We start from the raw sequence: 15,633 nt of genomic DNA on the forward strand, positions 1-15,633 counted from the left end.
AGCAAATGATATGGCGATTATGAAAAACAGAATAAAAATGGGCAGCATGCGAACGGAAAAACTCTCCACCAGTTAAAACGATGGGGGTCAGACCCCTTAACAGAGACCCCATTATGCAATCTGCTTCTTCCTTATCAAAGATCTTGCGAGGAAGATGGATAGAGAAAGAGTTAGGGCCGACACCATAATTCCGATATATGGAGCAAGTACAGGGAACCCGAAAATGTTCACCGAAACAAAATTCATATACATATCTTCTACCTTCATAATGTTGGTAAGGGTGAACATCAATACCTTGTTAAGCCATATCGAGTCAACATCCATTATACTTTGTGTAAGAAGTGGTACACCGAAAAGGAATCCAGAGACGAAAAAGGAAATAACCGTTGATTTTGATAGAGTCGATACAAGCACCATCACTCCTGCAAAAGCAAGGGCCGCAAGTAAATGGATGCCAATTTGAATCAGGTGATATTCCATAAACGTCAAGCTGCAAGGAGATGTAAAGTATTTATTCGAATACTGAATTGGAAGGCCCCAACCTTTTGTTCCATAAATAAGGGTTCTCATTATAAGATTAAAACCCTCCCAGCTGAAAACTACCACCGCAGCAAAAATAAATGCGGCCAAAAACTTTGCCCTCATTGTCTTCACTCGGCCATTTTTTGTGCTGAGGATATAATTTTCAACTCCTGAAGAATGCTCATTCGAGTAAATTCCGGATAAACCAATTAACAAGAACACCCCTGATATAATCAGCCCAAAAACATTCACAAAATCGATTGCTTCCCTCGGGGCAGCCGAATAAGAAATTCTGTCTAATTTCACTTCATTGTACATCTTTTTCTGAAGTTCAAGTTTGTTAGCTAAGGAGGTATTTCCTTTTTCACGAGCCTCTTTGATTAATTTATTAAGATCCTGATTCCATTCCTTAATCCTTGTTTTAATATTTTGGCTATACACGATATTTTCTACAACCGCAGATTCCGCAGATTTTCGTTGATCAGGAGCAGGCTGTTTCGAAAAAAATTCTGTTAGTTCACGGTTTACCTTTTCCGCCTTTTCTAGCTTTTCGGTTGTAATCGGACCCTCCCACTTCTTATAGACCTCCTGTGTCATTTTCGGATTCTCTACATCCATGGCTATCATCGTAAACCAGCTAAACAAAATAATCCCAATAATATAGAGACTTTTTTGTTTAAAAATCTTCATTAGCTCCCATTTAAGCAAACTCATGCCCCCACCCCCTCATCAAAATAATAGAGATATAGATCTTCTAGATTAACAGGGACATTGACAGCGACATCGGCCGGTTTCTCCTCAGAAATAATTCTTAATTCAATTCCTTCTGGTTTCCTTGCGATATTCCCCACTTTAAAGGATTCCTGGAAGGATGGTATTTCTGCCTCCTCTGCAGGAACACTCCAGACGATATTCTGAATCTGACCTAATAGATTTCGAGGCGTTTCTTTTTTAATCAGCTGTCCGTTTTTCATAATCAGAATTTCCTTTGCAATGTACTCAATGTCGGACACAATATGGGTCGATAAAAGAACAATCCGATCATTAGCGATTTTTGCTAGAAGATTGCGGAAACGAATTCTTTCCTTCGGATCAAGCCCGGCCGTCGGTTCATCCACAATCAATATTTTCGGGTCATTTAGCAGCGCCTGGGCAATACCGACACGCTGCTTCATCCCACCAGACAATTTCCCCATCTTCACTTTTCTTTTATCATGCAGATTTACAATCTCAAGTAACTCCGCTACTCTTTGCTGCGCCTCATTTTTTTCAATTCCCTTTAGGCTGGCAATATAATAGAGAAACTTTTCAACGGTAAAATTCCTGTAATAACCAATATGCTGCGGGAGATATCCAAGAACATCACGATAGCGGTCACCCATTTTTGTGATATCTTCCCCGTTAAATGTAATCGTTCCTGATGTCGGTCTCGATACGGTCGCGAGCATCCTCATCAAGGTTGTTTTACCTGACCCGTTGGCTCCTAGAAATCCGTAAACTCCATTTGTCAGTTCTGCACTGACACCATCTACCGCTCGTTTATCCCCAAATACTTTGGATAGGTTATTTATTTTAAGTTTCATAGATTTCCCCTCTCATTTCCATTCTTTTTATTTTCATGATCTGGAATGCCCAAAGGAATACTCCAACTAGAAGAATTCCGATCATTTCCCGGATATTCATATTTAAAAGAATTTCCCTTACCGCTTCAACTTGCATCATTCCATAACAAACAGCAAACCAAACAGCAAGCAAAATTCCACTTGCCACATTCCCTTTTGTTTTCATGGCAAAAAGAAAGGCAAGACCTGATACTGCAACAAAAGGAACCGTCCAAGACATAAGCAGTCTTGTATAAATAATATCCGGGTTCACAATGGAGGAAATGAACGATATGGTTAGATTAATCAGTAAGTTAAATCCCCCAACCACAAGAAGCCGTGAAACAAAGATTTGCTGAGTATTGTATTTTAAGGTCATTTCAAGCTCGATTAACCCTTCATCTTTACTTTTCAGAATTTCGAATATCCCTACAATAAACGGCAAAGGAGCTAGAGTAAATACTGTTATATATGGATTGGCCCTCAACTGGATAAGGCTGATAACGCCAAGCAGGACAAACATTCCATTAAGCCCCCAAAATAGCAAGCCGAAATTCAACATTTCACGTGTACAGTTAACAATCAGTGATCTTGCTCGTTTTTGAAAAACAAATGCCCTGGTTTCAATCGGCTTAACATTAGACATGATATATTCAATCGATGCCTCCATTTCCTCCTCATTGGGGAAGTCGACTTTATAAGAATCGAGAAATTCCTTGATTTCCTTATCCATTTCGATGTTGTTCATCTAGGTCACCCCGTTTCAAGTAATGTTCGAGTTTCTTAAGACCCTGCTTTAGTCGAGATTTCACGGTTGGAACGCTCGTATTCGTCACTGCGGCAATCTCCGAAATCTTCATTTCATTGTAGTATTTAAGCAGGATCGCCTCTCTTTGGAAATCAGGAAGCGTCTCAAGTGCCCGCTTCATCTCTTTTCTCTTTTCATTTTTTTCAAATATAGAGGAAACACTTTTCACAGTTCTCGTATCATCATTTTCATACAACTCATAGGTATTTTGGCTTTCCTTATGAGCCTTGCTCTTTAAAAAGTCCTTTGCATGATTACTCGCTACCGTTAAAAGCCAGCTTTTAAAATCGGAGGATGGCTGAAATTTTGTTATATTGTTTAAGAGTTTAATAAATGTCTCTTGCGTCAGATCTTTTGCCAGCTCCTTATCCCCCATCATTCGGTAAAGAAAACTATAGACCAGCTTATAATGTCGCCTCACCAATATTTCCTGGCTAGACCTGCTGCCCTTCTTCACTTCAGCAATCAGTTCTAAATCGGTCATCTCTACACCTCCGATAAGGTAACGAAATTGAGTTAAAAAAAGATTTAAGAAATCGAAACCTTTTTCACATTTCTATTAAATACCAAAATTTGGCGATGGGTCAAAACATAATAACTCTCACTTTTAAAGATTAAGATTTCGGCATTCAAAAGGTTCTCGTTTTATAGAAATTAAGAATAATTTAGGGTTTTTTTAGTATAAAATGAGAGTCTTTTTATCGGTATATGTAAGGAAGGTAGTTAATTATCCAAGGGGAGGTTCCACCATGAAGCAAAAATGAATTAAACTAATACTTTTTCTTACTGCTCTAGGGCTGGTTGCTCATTTTATATTTAAGGATTCCACTCCTTCTAATAAAAAAGTCACTCATCAAGCGGTTCCTTTACCGACTGAACTCCAACCGGTAGTTAAGGAACAAAGCAACAATTTAATCCAACAGGCAGCAAAAAAAGGAATTGTGGTCGTGATTACAGATGGCTTTCGCAGTGTTGCGGAGCAAAACCGTCTTTATGAACAGGGACTGGCCACTGAGGGGAATATTGTCACGAATGCAAAAGGAGGAGAATCCTATCATAATTATGGGTTAGCAATTGATTTTGCACTTAAGAACTCTTCAGGAAATTTCATTTGGGATCGGCAATACGATGGCAATAAAAATGGAAAGGCTGATTGGAACGAGGTAGTCAATATGGCAAAGTCATTAGGCTTTGAATGGGGTGGAGATTGGGCTCAATTTAAAGATTATCCTCATCTGCAGATGGACTTTGGACTGACAATTGCCGATTTGCAGAATGGGGAAAGACCCGATGAATCATCCGTAGTAGCGGATAACCGCTGACATTCCATGCCATCTCTCATCATCGAATCTATTTTTCGTATCTCCATGGGATTAGCCGCATGAAGGGAGCCTCCACCATTTTCGCGATGGGAGGCCCCCTTTTATTGAAATGCTTATAAACAATGCATCATTCCTTCGGCTTCATCCCATTTTACGGTAAAGCCTTGTCCCTTTGAACAAAAGATTGAGGAAGAAGTATAGTCTGGATCAGCATTTTTATCATATCCGATGTGTTCGATTACCTCCTCTGCATTATGACAGAGGTGATAACCAGCAAAGGTTAGACTCATTCGCCCTTTCCCTTGGGTAAAAGAGGCTAGTTCCATGCTGTAGTTCATAAAGGTCGCAACAGGAACGATTCCAGTTAAGATGGCTTTATCGCCATCAGTCATTGGGGAGTCAATCCGGCCATGGGCAGCCTGCACATCTGATAAGACACGTCCCATTTGATTACTCGTAACGATAATTTTAAAGTGGTAAAAAGGTTCGAGCAGGATGTTATTTGCCTTTTCCAATCCCTGCCTCAAGGCACGAAATACTGCCTCCCGAAAATCTCCGCCATGAGTATGCTTATTATGTGCTCTTCCCGTTAAAAGCGTTACTTTTAAATCAGTAATCGGTGAACCGGTTAAGAGACCGTGATGTTCCCGTTCAACTAGGTGCTGTCCTACCAGGTTTTGCAGGCCAATGGATAAATCGTCGGTATGGCAGCTGCTTTCATAAAGAATTCCGCTGTTTCGTTTTCCAGGTTCGATTTTTAAATGCACTTCTGCATAATGCTTTAATGGTTCAAAATGACCGTACCCAATTACTTCGTTATCAATTGTTTCCTTATAAAGAATCTCTGGCTGTTCAAATGCGATCTTTAAATGAAATCTTTCGAATATGATTTGCTCAAGTACTTCTAATTGAATGGCGCCCATGACATGAAGATGAATTTCCTGCAGGCGCTCCTCCCAAATTACATAGAGCGAAGGGTCCTCACTATCCAGCATAAGAAAATATTTTAATGCTTCCTTTGGATTCACTCCGGGGTCAAATACGACCTTAGATTTTAGTGTTGGGACCATATCATATACGGCTTTTTCCTCTAGGGCGCCTACCCCGTCACCAACAGAAGCATTTGTGATTCCGGTAACAGCAAAAAGCTCGCCTGCAGAAACTTGGTCGATTTGCCGGTATTGACTGCCATTATACATACGGATTTGCGTTACCTTCTCCATCCCACCATTTCCACATGCAATCCCATCGCGTACCTTTAACGTACCGCTTAATGCTTTTATAAAAGTGACTCTTGTGCCGGTTTCATCATAACGGATTTTATAAACGCGGCCTGCAAAAGGTGCATTGCTATCAAAGTCTGTAACCGTTAATAAATCAAACTTTTCCAGGAAGTTTTTCACTCCGATATCCTGCAGTGCTGAACCGCTTGCACAAGGATAAATTTCCGCGGCTTGAATCATGGATTGCATTTTTTCCAGCCATAATTCTGGTTCATACCCATTTTCCATATAATACTCAAATACTTCTTCGTCCCTCTCGGCGATAAATTCCATCAATTCTTCTGACATTGTTCTATCTGATAAGGATGCTGATATATCACAAAGATCCTTGGTGAAATTACTGCGAATCTCCTCAAGTACCTCTTCAACATTTGCACCGGTACGATCAATTTTATTGATAAAAAAGAAGGTGGGCACATGGTGTTTTTTTAGTAGATTCCAAACCGTTTCTGTATGACCTTCAATGCCTTCAACCGCACTAATCAGGATAATTGCAAAATCCATCACTTGGATGGCCCTCTCCATTTCTGGGGAAAAATCTACGTGCCCTGGTGTATCAATTAGATAATAGGTTGAATTTCCGTATTCAAACATACCTTGGTCAGCAAAAACGGTAATGCCGCGCTGCTTTTCAATCTCATGACTATCAAGAAAGGCGTCTTGGTGGTCCACCCGCCCAAGTTTTTTAATACTTTTTGTATGAAAAAGCAGCTGCTCAGAAAAAGTGGTTTTTCCTGCATCCACATGTGCTAAAATTCCAATTGTTTTATTCATATTCCGAGGTGCTCCTATTCTATCACTACAGTTATCTTCCTCACTATTATATCAGTATTATCAGGGTTTCACTTGTAATGTAAAGTATAAAAGAAGTCCTTTTGGTACAGTTTCTTTATCTTATGGTTCATTCAGGTATTATTAAAAATGGTGACCAGGTTTCTGTCCTTTCCCACCATTTCCTCTTTTATTTACAGTGCTTCGTTGGACGTATTTTTGGTTTTTCCTAAATACATTGACAAAGAGGCTAATATTTGGAAGGAAAACTCCTACCTCCTATTAGCCTCGATTTTGTATATTGCCAAGCTACAAATTTTTAGAACATAATTTTGTTGCAATCCCTACAAAATAATCGACCCCGTATAGTAATGCGGACTCATCGATTTTAAATTTTGGATGATGAAGCGGATAGGCTTCACCAAAATCTTCATGATGAACACCAATAAATTGCATTGAGGAAGGAACTTTTTGGGCTATGGCTGAAAAATCTTCACCGCCAAATAAAGGCTCCTTCGCATGGATTACATTTTCTGTTCCAAAAATATCTACTGCTACTTCTCTTGTAATCTCAACTGCCTTTTTATCATTTACCACACTTTCATAGCCATCATGCCAAACAATTTCATATTGAGCGCCGTGTGCTTCGGTAATTCCTTTTACAATTTGGTTGACATAGTTTTTAGCCTTTATACGGATCTCAGGGTCGATTGCACGTATGGTACCACCAAGCTCTGCCGTCTCTGGGATAATATTGAGTGCACTCCCTCCATGGAATTCCGTAATAGAAATAACCGGTGAATGTAAAGCTGGTAGTTTCCTTGATACAATATGTTGAATGTTGGAGGCAATTTCTACCCCCACCGCAATCGGGTCCACTGTTAATTCAGGTGTGGATGCATGTCCCCCATAACCGATGACCTTGATCTCGAAGTCATCATTAGACGCACAAAGCACACCTTCCCTCATACAGATCGAACCGGATTGTTCATATGGTGTGACATGAAGGGCAAAAGCATAATCAACACCATCCACAGCGCCTTTTTCAACAAGCTCGATTGCTCCGCCTGGAGGCATTTCCTCAGCATGTTGGAAAATAAATCTGATTTCGCCGGCTATTTCATCTCTCTTTTCGGAAAGAATTTTCGCTGCACCTAACAGCATAGCGGTATGTGCATCATGCCCACAGGCATGCATGACTCCAGGATTCTTTGATTGAAATTCAATATCCGCTTCCTCTTGAATTGGAAGTGCATCCATATCTGCACGAAAAGCAATAGTCGGCTGTTTTTCCCTCAATTGTTTTCCGCCTTTTAACACTCCCAAAACACTTGTTTTTGTTGGTCTTGTTACTTCTAATCCTGTAAAAGATTTTAATAGATTATAAACATATTCAGATGTTTGAACTTCCTTAAAAGAAAGTTCTGGATTTTCATGTAAATTCCTTCTCCATGTAATCACTTCATCTTTTATAGTAATTTGTTTGGCTATCAATTTATCTCTCTCCTTTAACTTTTCACCTAAACTGTGAAGCATGATTAAGAATTAACATCCACATTTTCAAGTTGATTTTCTGAAACATTTTTTACTCTTGTTATAGCGCTAACTCCTATCGTAACAATCAGGTTAACTCCCAGCGCTACGATTCCACTGTCAATGTCCTTAATGACTTGTGGCCAGTGAGGAAATAATGTCGCAATAGTAGAATTTGTAATGGTCATTAAAGCCACTGTTACGGCACCTGCGATGATTCCCGCAAATGCTCCTTGCAATGAAACAGGGTTCTTCTTCCATAAACTGAAAAATAAAGCTGGAAACAACTGAGCTACAAATCCATAGGCCATGATTAATAACATGAAAATCATTTCCCCGCCTCTAAATGTAAAATAAACAGACAATAGGGCAAGGATTGGTACAGACGTGCGGGCAATACGGGCAATCTGTTGATCCGATGTATCCGGTTTCAAAACTTTAACTACATTTTTCGCTACTAGTGTGGATGCAGTCATTAACAGCATTGAACTTGGTACAAGCGCCGTTAATAATCCGGCACCTCCAATGATTCCGATAAACCATGGGTCAAATGATTTTTTAGCTATTTCAAATAGGGCTAAATCTGGATCTTTTAATCCGGGAACTACTAGAACTGCAGCAAAGCCAATAAATAAAACTAAAATTAGGACAATCTGGTAAAGTGGCGTTAATGCTGAATTACGTCGCAAAATATGTGCATTTTTTGCCGTTAAACTAGCTGCAAACAAATGCGGCCACATCGATGCACCAAGGGCAAAAAGGATGCACGTTGAAATATACCAAGACAAACCGTAACCAGAATTAGGAAGAGTTAAAAAGTTAGGTTTAGCAGCATTAATTTTTTCAAACATGGGCGTAAATCCACCATAATAATGGTAGGGTAAGTAAATAGACATAACTAAAATGACAACTAACATCAAGATATCCTTTACAACCGCTGTCCACGCAGAACCATGTATCCCTGAAATCGTTACATAAATTGAAACGGAAACCGCTCCAATCCATATGGCAACCGCCGGTGAAATCGCCCCGTAAGAAGCCTCTGAAACAATAATCCCTAACCCTTTAAATTGCAAAACAAGGTATGGAATAAGAGAAATAATTCCTACAACAGCCGTAAGAACACCTAATTTTGTGCTATTATACTTGCTGACAAAGAAATCAGATTGGGTCAAAATATTGTTTTTCTTTGCATATTTCCAAATTGGAGGAAAGAACCAATACATGACAATGTAGCAAAGCGAACTAAATACATAGATCATTGGGCCGCCAAGACCATATGCCCCGCCACTTCCCCCAAGGAAGGTATAGGTAGTAAAGTTTTCACCGGCCATTAACAGGAACACAAAAATCGTTCCAAAGGCTCGGCCACCTACTGCCCACTGATTTAGATTCATTTCTTTTCCCTTTTTTGCCCGAATTCCTATATAAATGGAAAAAGCGAGAAAAACTAAAATAATAAGTAGAGAAACATTCATGATTCCTCACCATCCTCTTCAATAGGGTAAAGTAAATTACTAATCCCCATACCTATGGCAGATAAAACAAGCCATAGAGTTGCCCAGAACATGACAAAGGGCATCCCTAAGACATAGGGCTCTACCTTATTAATAACGGTCAGCGAGCCAATAAATGGGATAATCGATAACAAAATACAGATTTTCTTCATAGTTAACCCCCTCAAATTTTTTTAAAAGCATCATTTTAAATTATTTTAACTTTTCTGTATAATTAGTTTAATAAATAGGGTTAACACAATTGCAAGCGCTATTTTTAATGAATTTATGATAAAAAAGTGGAGTAACTCCATTTTTTGTTTTAACGGAATCGAGCAGGAGGAATCTCTATGAAGATTGGACAGTTCGCTAAAGACTTTAATGTTTCAATTGATACAGTAAGACATTATATTGACAAAGGACTATTGATTCCCGAAAAAATAAACACACAATATCAGATGAACACCATCTGTCTTGAAGATATGGCATTGATTAATGAACTTAAGTTGTATCGATTTTCGTTAAAAGAAATTCATAAAATCTTATCTCTTAAACGATTAACAAACAATGGGAATAATGAAGATATGAGCTACTTTAGAAACTTGCTCGTTGAAAAAAAGAAACAGCTAATTGAAGAGAAGGATCAAATATTGAGGGCAATTCATTCTCTTGATGCAAAAATTAATACGGAGACAAATGAGAATATCGAACAAGATAATAAGAAAAAGGGTGTTCCATTACTTTTTGTTCCAGTCCTTTCTTGTCCCTATTGCCAAAGTGGATTAAGTTTGCAAAATGCCTCCATACTTGTGAATCAAATCTTTGAAGGGAATCTGTATTGCAGCTGTGGCTATCAAACGGAAATCAAAGATGGCATTCTGTTCACAAACAACCTCCAGTCGTCCCCTTTTAAATATTCCATTTATGAGATTGATGTCGAGAAATGGAATCCTAGTTTTGTAAGTTTAATTGAAAAAAGTAAATTATGGATGTACAACGAATTAACCCAACATCAAATGGAAAATAAAATGGTGCTAGAAACAAATATTGAAATTTTGATGATGTTGCCAAAATATCTTTCTTCCCTTTCTAAAAATACATCCTATATTTTTACGTGTTACTCTCTTGAAACGATTAAAACATTAAAGCAAAGCATTGAAAAACTTCATCCAGATTTATCGGTATTATACATTGTCAATAGTGATTTACATCTACCACTAGCACATCATTCGATCGATTTTTTCATCGATAGTTTGTCTCTTACTCAGTATTCCTTGATTTATAAGGAATCACCGATTCAAATTTTAACCAAGTATCTAAAAGATAATTCTTACATAATAGGGAATGCTGTTTTTTATGAAGCGAATTCAAAATCATTGAAAAGAATTCAAACAATCTATCCGACGCCAAACCCGAAGGCATTACAACTAAACTTGTTGGAAGAAGAATTGCATGAACATCATCTCACTAACCTTATTAAGGAAATAGTAGGCTTTACGAAAAACCCTGGCAGCTATTTCTCCTATCATGATGAAAATGAAAAAATGAACTTATTGGCGTACAAAGCAGCATATTCGACTGCAAAATAAAAAAAAATCCTCACCAATTAGGTGAGGATTTTTTTAGCTTAATTCCAAAATTAAACTTGTTCTATAAAATGGTTTTACAATTTAGTCATTCTCCAACTTTAATATTGTCAGCGTTTTATTTCTATTAAATGATATTTGGCGAATAAATGGAATCACCCAGCGATCAAGACCGAGTTTTCCGGCGTTAAATCCCGCAAAGAGGATGATAACTCCTAGTAAAATATCCATTGGATTAGAAGAAATGGTTCCAGCAATCAGATAAGAGAAGTTCATTAAAAGACCGAAGAACATAGCAGCAGTTGTTAAGCAGCCCAAGATTAATCCTAAACCAACTAAAAACTCTCCTGCAGGAATAACCTTATTAAAGACATCAACATTAGTCAACGCTACATGTTTTAAGAAGTCAACATACCATCCAAAGACAACCGCCCCGTCCGGTCCTTTAACCGGGTTGGCAATCGCTCCTTTTAAGAATCCTGAAGCATCGAAACCACCACTTAATAATTTTTGCCAACCTGCAGTAATCCATACAGAACCAATATATATACGAAGAACTGTTAAGAAACCCGATGCTATTTTGTTTTGTCTTAACCAATCTACTACCATTTGCAACACTCCCTAGGAAATTAGTTTAAAGTACCTCCTTAACTTAACAGATTTATTTTGGCAAAAGGGGGGTTTGTTCATGATTTAATATTCTCTTAAAGACAACTTAAATAATTTATAATTTTTAAATATTTGTTACACAAATGTAGTGGAAACTCCATTTTATAGGTAAAAGAAATATGATGATATTAAAAAAGCCTCACCAATTAGTGAGGATCTTTACCTTATTATCTGTATTGAATTGCTAATCCCTTTAAGAAATTTCTAGCAAATTTATCCCCACACACTTTGTAATTTTTATGTCCTTCTTTTCGTAATAGTGCGCTTAATTCTCCTTTTGTAATCGTAACACCTGCATCTTCTAATATTTCAATCATATCCTCACTTGTTAACGATAGTGCAATTTTTAACTTCTTTAGCAATACATTATTAACACTTCCATGATCTTTAATAGTCATGGCTGGTCTGTCCGGCTGTCCAGGTTTTGGGTCTTGTTTTCCTCTTTTAAAGATTATAAGTCCATTTAAAAATGATTCGAACATGATATTATTGCATTTGATAGTATTTTCATCTTCCTCTATATCTCCATCATTGTAATCGTCCTTTGATTTTGTTAGGACCTTTAGCACTTCTTCCTTTGTTAATTCAATGCCGCCAAGTTTAAATATCTCTACCATATCTGTATTTTTAATATCTAGAGCATATCTTAATCGAATTAAGATATCATTATTTGTCATACTCATTATGAAACCTCCTCATACAATCCTTACTATTATATCTCCAGCTCTCGCCATTATAAAGGGATCACTAGAATAATTTAGTTTGCCTGGTAGCAGAAAGCATTAACAGCAAAACAAATTATAAACAACAAAAAAACAAGGTGACATTCGATTTTGCACCTTGTTTTAAATGTTTTATAAGCTAAAACTTTGTTTGTCATTTAACTTGTACCATTAGTAACAATGGTTACGAAAGAGCTCTTAGATAACAGCATGTAAAGAGTTGGGCTTTTTGATGAATAAAGACAGTACAGCATTCAGCACTGCTAATACTAAACTGATTGTAAACACCAGTGAAGACCCTGCTGCTGCTGCTTGTGTTGATTCATTCGCAATGTCCACTAAGTAACTATTCTCTTTAGCTGAGAAAATCGATACCATTACGGCAATACCAACTGCTCCGGCTACTTGTTGGATGGTTTGAGTTAAAGCAATTCCGTCTGGATAATACTGTCTCGGTAGAGAATTTAGCGTGTTTGTTTGGACATTCGCAAGTACCGCCCCTATACCTAACATCATAACAATATGTGTTATCACAACCATCCATAAAGCCTTGTCTAAATCGAATTGTGTATAGAAAACATAACCAATCGCAACTAAAATGGTTCCAGGTGTAATGATTGCTTTCGGACCATATTTGTCAAATAAACGGCCAATGGTTGGAGCTGAAATACAGTTAAGCAAGCTGCCTGGCAGAAGAATAAGACCAGTTGTAAATGCAGCAATTAATAACGCCATTTGCATATACATTGGTAGAATGACCAGCATGGACAACATATTAAAGAATGTTATAAAACTCATAACGATACCAAGCACGAATTGTGGGTAATGAAATGCTTTTAGGTTCAGCATAGGAGTTTCCATTTTCGTTTGACGAATCGCAAATAGAATGAGTGACGCAAATCCAATAACGATGCATCCAATAACCGTTGAACTTATCCAACCGAGGTCACCAGATACACTTACTCCGTAAACAATCCCACCGAAACCAATCGTCGAAAGAATAACAGATATTGCATCAATCGAAACCTTACGGATTTCATTTACATTCGGTAAATACACGAGCCCGAAAATAAGCGAGAACAATAAGAATGGGACGGTAACCCAGAAAATCCAATGCCATGATAATGTATCCAATATTAGTCCTGCTAAGGTTGGACCCAGCGCCGGGCCTGCTAACATCACTAAGCCCATGACCCCCATGGCCGCACCTCTTTTATTTGGAGGGGAGATCGTAAAAATAACATTTTGTGTTAAAGGTAAAGTAATCGCTAATCCTGCTGCTTGTATGATACGCCCCAACAATAAAAAACTAAATACGGATGCCGCTGCCGCTAAAATCGTACCGATAATGAATAGAGTTACAGCTGTAATAAACATTTGACGTGTTGTAAACTTTTGCATCAGTATACCCGTGACCGGTACTAAAATTCCTAATGTAAGAAAATAAGCTGTTGCCAGCCATTGAATCGTCGTTGCATTGACATGGAATATTTGACTTAAATCTCCTAAGGCAATATTTAATGCCGTTTCACTAAAAAGACCAACAAATCCTGCAACTAAAAGAGCAGCCATGATCGGGCCTGTTTTAATTTCTTGTTTCGGGATTAGAACTTTGTGAATTTGATGTTTCTCTATCGATTCTGTTTTGATTTGTGTATTCACTTATTAAACTCCTTCAATAAAAATTTCTGCTGAAAAGATTTTTTGTGATTTCGATTATCAGCGGGTATCCATTTCCGTAGTACACCCCCACATACTAACGGACCTGTTAACTATATCAAAAATTTTTCAAAATGGTCAATTAGGTTGACAATATTTTTTTATTCAGTTATTATCAACTTAGTTAACAATGTATATAGGGAGTGAGCAAATGTTTAATATTGGAGATTTAATCATTTATTCCGGACATGGCATTTGCCGAGTTGATAATATTTGTGAAAAAACAGTTTCGGGTATTACAAGAACGTATTATGTGTTACATCCTATGGAGAATAATCATCAATTAATCATAAGTACTCCTGTTAATGATGATAAAGTGGTTATGCTTGAAATTATCCATCAGTAAAAATGTCCTTCCAAAGCAGGTGGAAGGACAAAAATAGAAGCAAGCCCAGTAAAAGTGTCCTTCCAAAGCAGGTGGAAGGACAAAAATAGAAGCAAGTCCAGTAAAAATGCCCTTCTAAAGCAGGTGGAAGGACAAAAATAGAAGCAAGTCCAAAAAAAATGTCCTTCCAAGACAGCTGGAAGGACAAAAATAGAAGCAAGCCAGTAAAAATGTCCTTCCAAAGCAGGTGGAAGGACAAAAATAGAAGCAAGCCCCAAAAAAATGTCCTTCCAAGACAGCTGGAAGGACAAAAATAGAAGCAAGCCAGTAAAAGTGTCCTTCCAAAGTAGCTGGAAGGACAAAAATTGAAAAAGGCCAAGAGGAAGCCAATGAAATCCTTGAATCTTTCAAATATCCAGGTATAAAATGGGCTGACAATCCTAGCACACGTTTAAATTTATATTCCGATACTGTGAATACAGGTGATAGAAAAGAGATTGCTAAAGTTGTAAATACACTCATGGGGAAAAAAATCGAAGCTGAACTTCATGGAAAAAAACTTTATGAACAAGATCGTAAACTTTTGAACAATACACAAAATATACTATTTAAAGAATTAGCAATTTCATTGAATACCACTTTTGAGGAAATAAATGAAATGGTCATAAGGTTGATTAAAGAACATAAGCAGGAAAAAATTTTCACCATCTAAAAAACCTCCTCTTCGTCAATCATCTTGACAAAGAGGAGGTTTTTCTTATTTCAACACCCTTTGTTATTCGATGCCCCAATCTAACTTTAATAAATCTTTAAGAATCTTTACTTGCTCAACACCTAATTTTTCTGCAATTTTATTCTCAAGTTGGGCTTTTAGAAACTCATTTTTTTCGTAGCAATCTTCCCCTAAAGGCGTTAACTGGATACACTTGTCTTTCTTGTTATTTTCGACATTATTGATTTCGACTAATCCTTTTGCAGACAGATTTTTGATAAACTTATGGATCGCCTGGCGCGAAATTTCTACATTTTTTGTAACATAGGAAATGGTAGGCCGCTTTTTATAAATCCTGGCCATGATATACCATTCCGAATTTGAAATATAAATCTCACTTTTATTGTTCCATGCTTTCTCTGCGATTTTCCGAACCAAACTATGACGCTCGCTGATTAAATCTATAAGATCCAAATTTTGTAATTCAGAGTTTGAAATCAATTGATTCACTCCAATCATCATCTTCGCCACCAACTATACAAAATCCGCTATTCGAAGTCAATC

Annotated in this window: 16 protein-coding genes; 4 read left to right on the forward strand and 12 right to left on the reverse strand. The window is 37.5% G+C overall.

Going from position 1 to position 15,633, the window contains the following annotated elements; all coding sequences use genetic code 11:
- Nucleotides 1-111: 111 nt before the first annotated feature.
- Genes E2K98_RS20715 through E2K98_RS20730 form a run of 4 tightly spaced genes read right to left on the reverse strand, consistent with a single transcriptional unit; the run spans nucleotide 112 to nucleotide 3,415 of the window.
- Entirely contained in the window at nucleotides 112-1,236 is a 1,125-nt protein-coding gene (locus E2K98_RS20715) for a hypothetical protein (RefSeq protein WP_133337495.1), read from the reverse strand.
- Nucleotides 1,233-2,105 (reverse strand): ABC transporter ATP-binding protein, encoded by an 873-nt coding sequence (locus tag E2K98_RS20720; protein ID WP_133337497.1) that lies wholly within the window; start codon nucleotides 2,103-2,105, stop codon nucleotides 1,233-1,235. Before E2K98_RS20720 ends, E2K98_RS20715 begins: the two co-directional genes overlap by 4 nt.
- Nucleotides 2,095-2,871 carry a hypothetical protein gene (locus E2K98_RS20725; protein ID WP_133337499.1) on the reverse strand — a complete coding sequence of 259 codons (777 nt, stop codon included), beginning with the start codon at nucleotides 2,869-2,871 and terminating at the stop codon, nucleotides 2,095-2,097. The genes E2K98_RS20720 and E2K98_RS20725 overlap by 11 nt, the downstream gene beginning before the upstream one ends.
- The gene (locus tag E2K98_RS20730) at nucleotides 2,849-3,415 is read right to left on the reverse strand and encodes an RNA polymerase sigma factor (protein WP_133337501.1); all 567 of its coding nucleotides are present in this window, start codon (nucleotides 3,413-3,415) and stop codon (nucleotides 2,849-2,851) included. Before E2K98_RS20730 ends, E2K98_RS20725 begins: the two co-directional genes overlap by 23 nt.
- Before the next feature lie 328 nt (nucleotides 3,416-3,743).
- On the opposite strand from E2K98_RS20730, the gene E2K98_RS20735 reads away from it, so the two are divergent.
- Nucleotides 3,744-4,253 (forward strand): M15 family metallopeptidase, encoded by a 510-nt coding sequence (locus E2K98_RS20735; RefSeq protein ID WP_308914253.1) that lies wholly within the window; start codon nucleotides 3,744-3,746, stop codon nucleotides 4,251-4,253.
- A 113-nt stretch (nucleotides 4,254-4,366) separates the two neighbouring features.
- Here the strand turns inward: E2K98_RS20735 and E2K98_RS20740 are convergent, their stop codons facing one another.
- From E2K98_RS20740 to E2K98_RS20755, 4 genes are all read right to left on the reverse strand, one after another.
- Nucleotides 4,367-6,310: a GTP-binding protein gene (locus E2K98_RS20740; protein ID WP_133337505.1), complete on the reverse strand. Its 1,944-nt coding sequence runs from the start codon at nucleotides 6,308-6,310 to the stop codon at nucleotides 4,367-4,369.
- Between the two features lie 306 nt (nucleotides 6,311-6,616).
- Nucleotides 6,617-7,801, reverse strand: coding sequence for a M20 metallopeptidase family protein (locus E2K98_RS20745; protein WP_308913021.1), 1,185 nt, complete (start codon nucleotides 7,799-7,801; stop codon nucleotides 6,617-6,619).
- Nucleotides 7,802-7,845: 44 nt separating this feature from the next.
- The gene (locus E2K98_RS20750) at nucleotides 7,846-9,318 is read right to left on the reverse strand and encodes a sodium:solute symporter family protein (protein ID WP_133337509.1); all 1,473 of its coding nucleotides are present in this window, start codon (nucleotides 9,316-9,318) and stop codon (nucleotides 7,846-7,848) included.
- Nucleotides 9,315-9,509, reverse strand: coding sequence for a DUF3311 domain-containing protein (locus E2K98_RS20755; RefSeq protein WP_026573395.1), 195 nt, complete (start codon nucleotides 9,507-9,509; stop codon nucleotides 9,315-9,317). Before E2K98_RS20755 ends, E2K98_RS20750 begins: the two co-directional genes overlap by 4 nt.
- Nucleotides 9,510-9,686: 177 nt before the next feature.
- On the opposite strand from E2K98_RS20755, the gene E2K98_RS20760 reads away from it, so the two are divergent.
- Entirely contained in the window at nucleotides 9,687-10,925 is a 1,239-nt protein-coding gene (locus E2K98_RS20760) for a MerR family transcriptional regulator (protein WP_133337511.1), read from the forward strand.
- An 81-nt stretch (nucleotides 10,926-11,006) separates the two neighbouring features.
- On the opposite strand, the gene E2K98_RS20765 is transcribed toward E2K98_RS20760, so the two are convergent.
- The 3 genes from E2K98_RS20765 to E2K98_RS20775 all read right to left on the reverse strand — a co-directional run bounded on the left by E2K98_RS20765 (nucleotide 11,007) and on the right by E2K98_RS20775 (nucleotide 13,885).
- Nucleotides 11,007-11,531: a DoxX family membrane protein gene (locus E2K98_RS20765; RefSeq protein ID WP_133337513.1), complete on the reverse strand. Its 525-nt coding sequence runs from the start codon at nucleotides 11,529-11,531 to the stop codon at nucleotides 11,007-11,009.
- A 227-nt stretch (nucleotides 11,532-11,758) separates the two neighbouring features.
- Complete coding sequence (locus E2K98_RS20770; protein WP_133337515.1) at nucleotides 11,759-12,274, reverse strand: YehS family protein; 516 nt, start codon at nucleotides 12,272-12,274, stop codon at nucleotides 11,759-11,761.
- A 237-nt stretch (nucleotides 12,275-12,511) separates the two neighbouring features.
- Nucleotides 12,512-13,885: a DHA2 family efflux MFS transporter permease subunit gene (locus tag E2K98_RS20775; protein WP_133337633.1), complete on the reverse strand. Its 1,374-nt coding sequence runs from the start codon at nucleotides 13,883-13,885 to the stop codon at nucleotides 12,512-12,514.
- Between the two features lie 298 nt (nucleotides 13,886-14,183).
- On the opposite strand from E2K98_RS20775, the gene E2K98_RS20780 reads away from it, so the two are divergent.
- Nucleotides 14,184-14,378 carry a CarD family transcriptional regulator gene (locus E2K98_RS20780; RefSeq protein ID WP_235824888.1) on the forward strand — a complete coding sequence of 65 codons (195 nt, stop codon included), beginning with the start codon at nucleotides 14,184-14,186 and terminating at the stop codon, nucleotides 14,376-14,378.
- Nucleotides 14,379-14,751: 373 nt separating this feature from the next.
- A complete protein-coding gene (locus E2K98_RS20785) occupies nucleotides 14,752-15,069 on the forward strand; it encodes a hypothetical protein (RefSeq protein ID WP_328591989.1) in 318 nt (105 codons plus the stop codon).
- 63 nt (nucleotides 15,070-15,132) lie between these two features.
- On the opposite strand, the gene E2K98_RS20790 is transcribed toward E2K98_RS20785, so the two are convergent.
- A complete protein-coding gene (locus E2K98_RS20790) occupies nucleotides 15,133-15,588 on the reverse strand; it encodes a MarR family winged helix-turn-helix transcriptional regulator (RefSeq protein ID WP_133337635.1) in 456 nt (151 codons plus the stop codon).
- Nucleotides 15,589-15,633 lie beyond the last annotated feature (45 nt).

Source organism: Bacillus salipaludis (genome assembly GCF_004358205.1).

Coding starts and splice junctions, on each gene's coding strand:
- E2K98_RS20770 (WP_133337515.1), bottom strand. CDS start 12,274: ATGAGTATGACAAATAATGATATCTTAATTCGATTAAGATATGCTCTA.
- E2K98_RS20765 (WP_133337513.1), bottom strand. CDS start 11,531: ATGGTAGTAGATTGGTTAAGACAAAACAAAATAGCATCGGGTTTCTTA.
- E2K98_RS20775 (WP_133337633.1), bottom strand. CDS start 13,885: ATGGCTGCTCTTTTAGTTGCAGGATTTGTTGGTCTTTTTAGTGAAACG.
- E2K98_RS20720 (WP_133337497.1), bottom strand. CDS start 2,105: ATGAAACTTAAAATAAATAACCTATCCAAAGTATTTGGGGATAAACGA.
- E2K98_RS20725 (WP_133337499.1), bottom strand. CDS start 2,871: ATGAACAACATCGAAATGGATAAGGAAATCAAGGAATTTCTCGATTCT.
- E2K98_RS20780 (WP_235824888.1), top strand. CDS start 14,184: ATGTTTAATATTGGAGATTTAATCATTTATTCCGGACATGGCATTTGC.
- E2K98_RS20715 (WP_133337495.1), bottom strand. CDS start 1,236: ATGAGTTTGCTTAAATGGGAGCTAATGAAGATTTTTAAACAAAAAAGT.
- E2K98_RS20740 (WP_133337505.1), bottom strand. CDS start 6,310: ATGAATAAAACAATTGGAATTTTAGCACATGTGGATGCAGGAAAAACC.
- E2K98_RS20790 (WP_133337635.1), bottom strand. CDS start 15,588: ATGATTGGAGTGAATCAATTGATTTCAAACTCTGAATTACAAAATTTG.
- E2K98_RS20755 (WP_026573395.1), bottom strand. CDS start 9,509: ATGAAGAAAATCTGTATTTTGTTATCGATTATCCCATTTATTGGCTCG.
- E2K98_RS20730 (WP_133337501.1), bottom strand. CDS start 3,415: ATGACCGATTTAGAACTGATTGCTGAAGTGAAGAAGGGCAGCAGGTCT.
- E2K98_RS20750 (WP_133337509.1), bottom strand. CDS start 9,318: ATGAATGTTTCTCTACTTATTATTTTAGTTTTTCTCGCTTTTTCCATT.
- E2K98_RS20760 (WP_133337511.1), top strand. CDS start 9,687: ATGAAGATTGGACAGTTCGCTAAAGACTTTAATGTTTCAATTGATACA.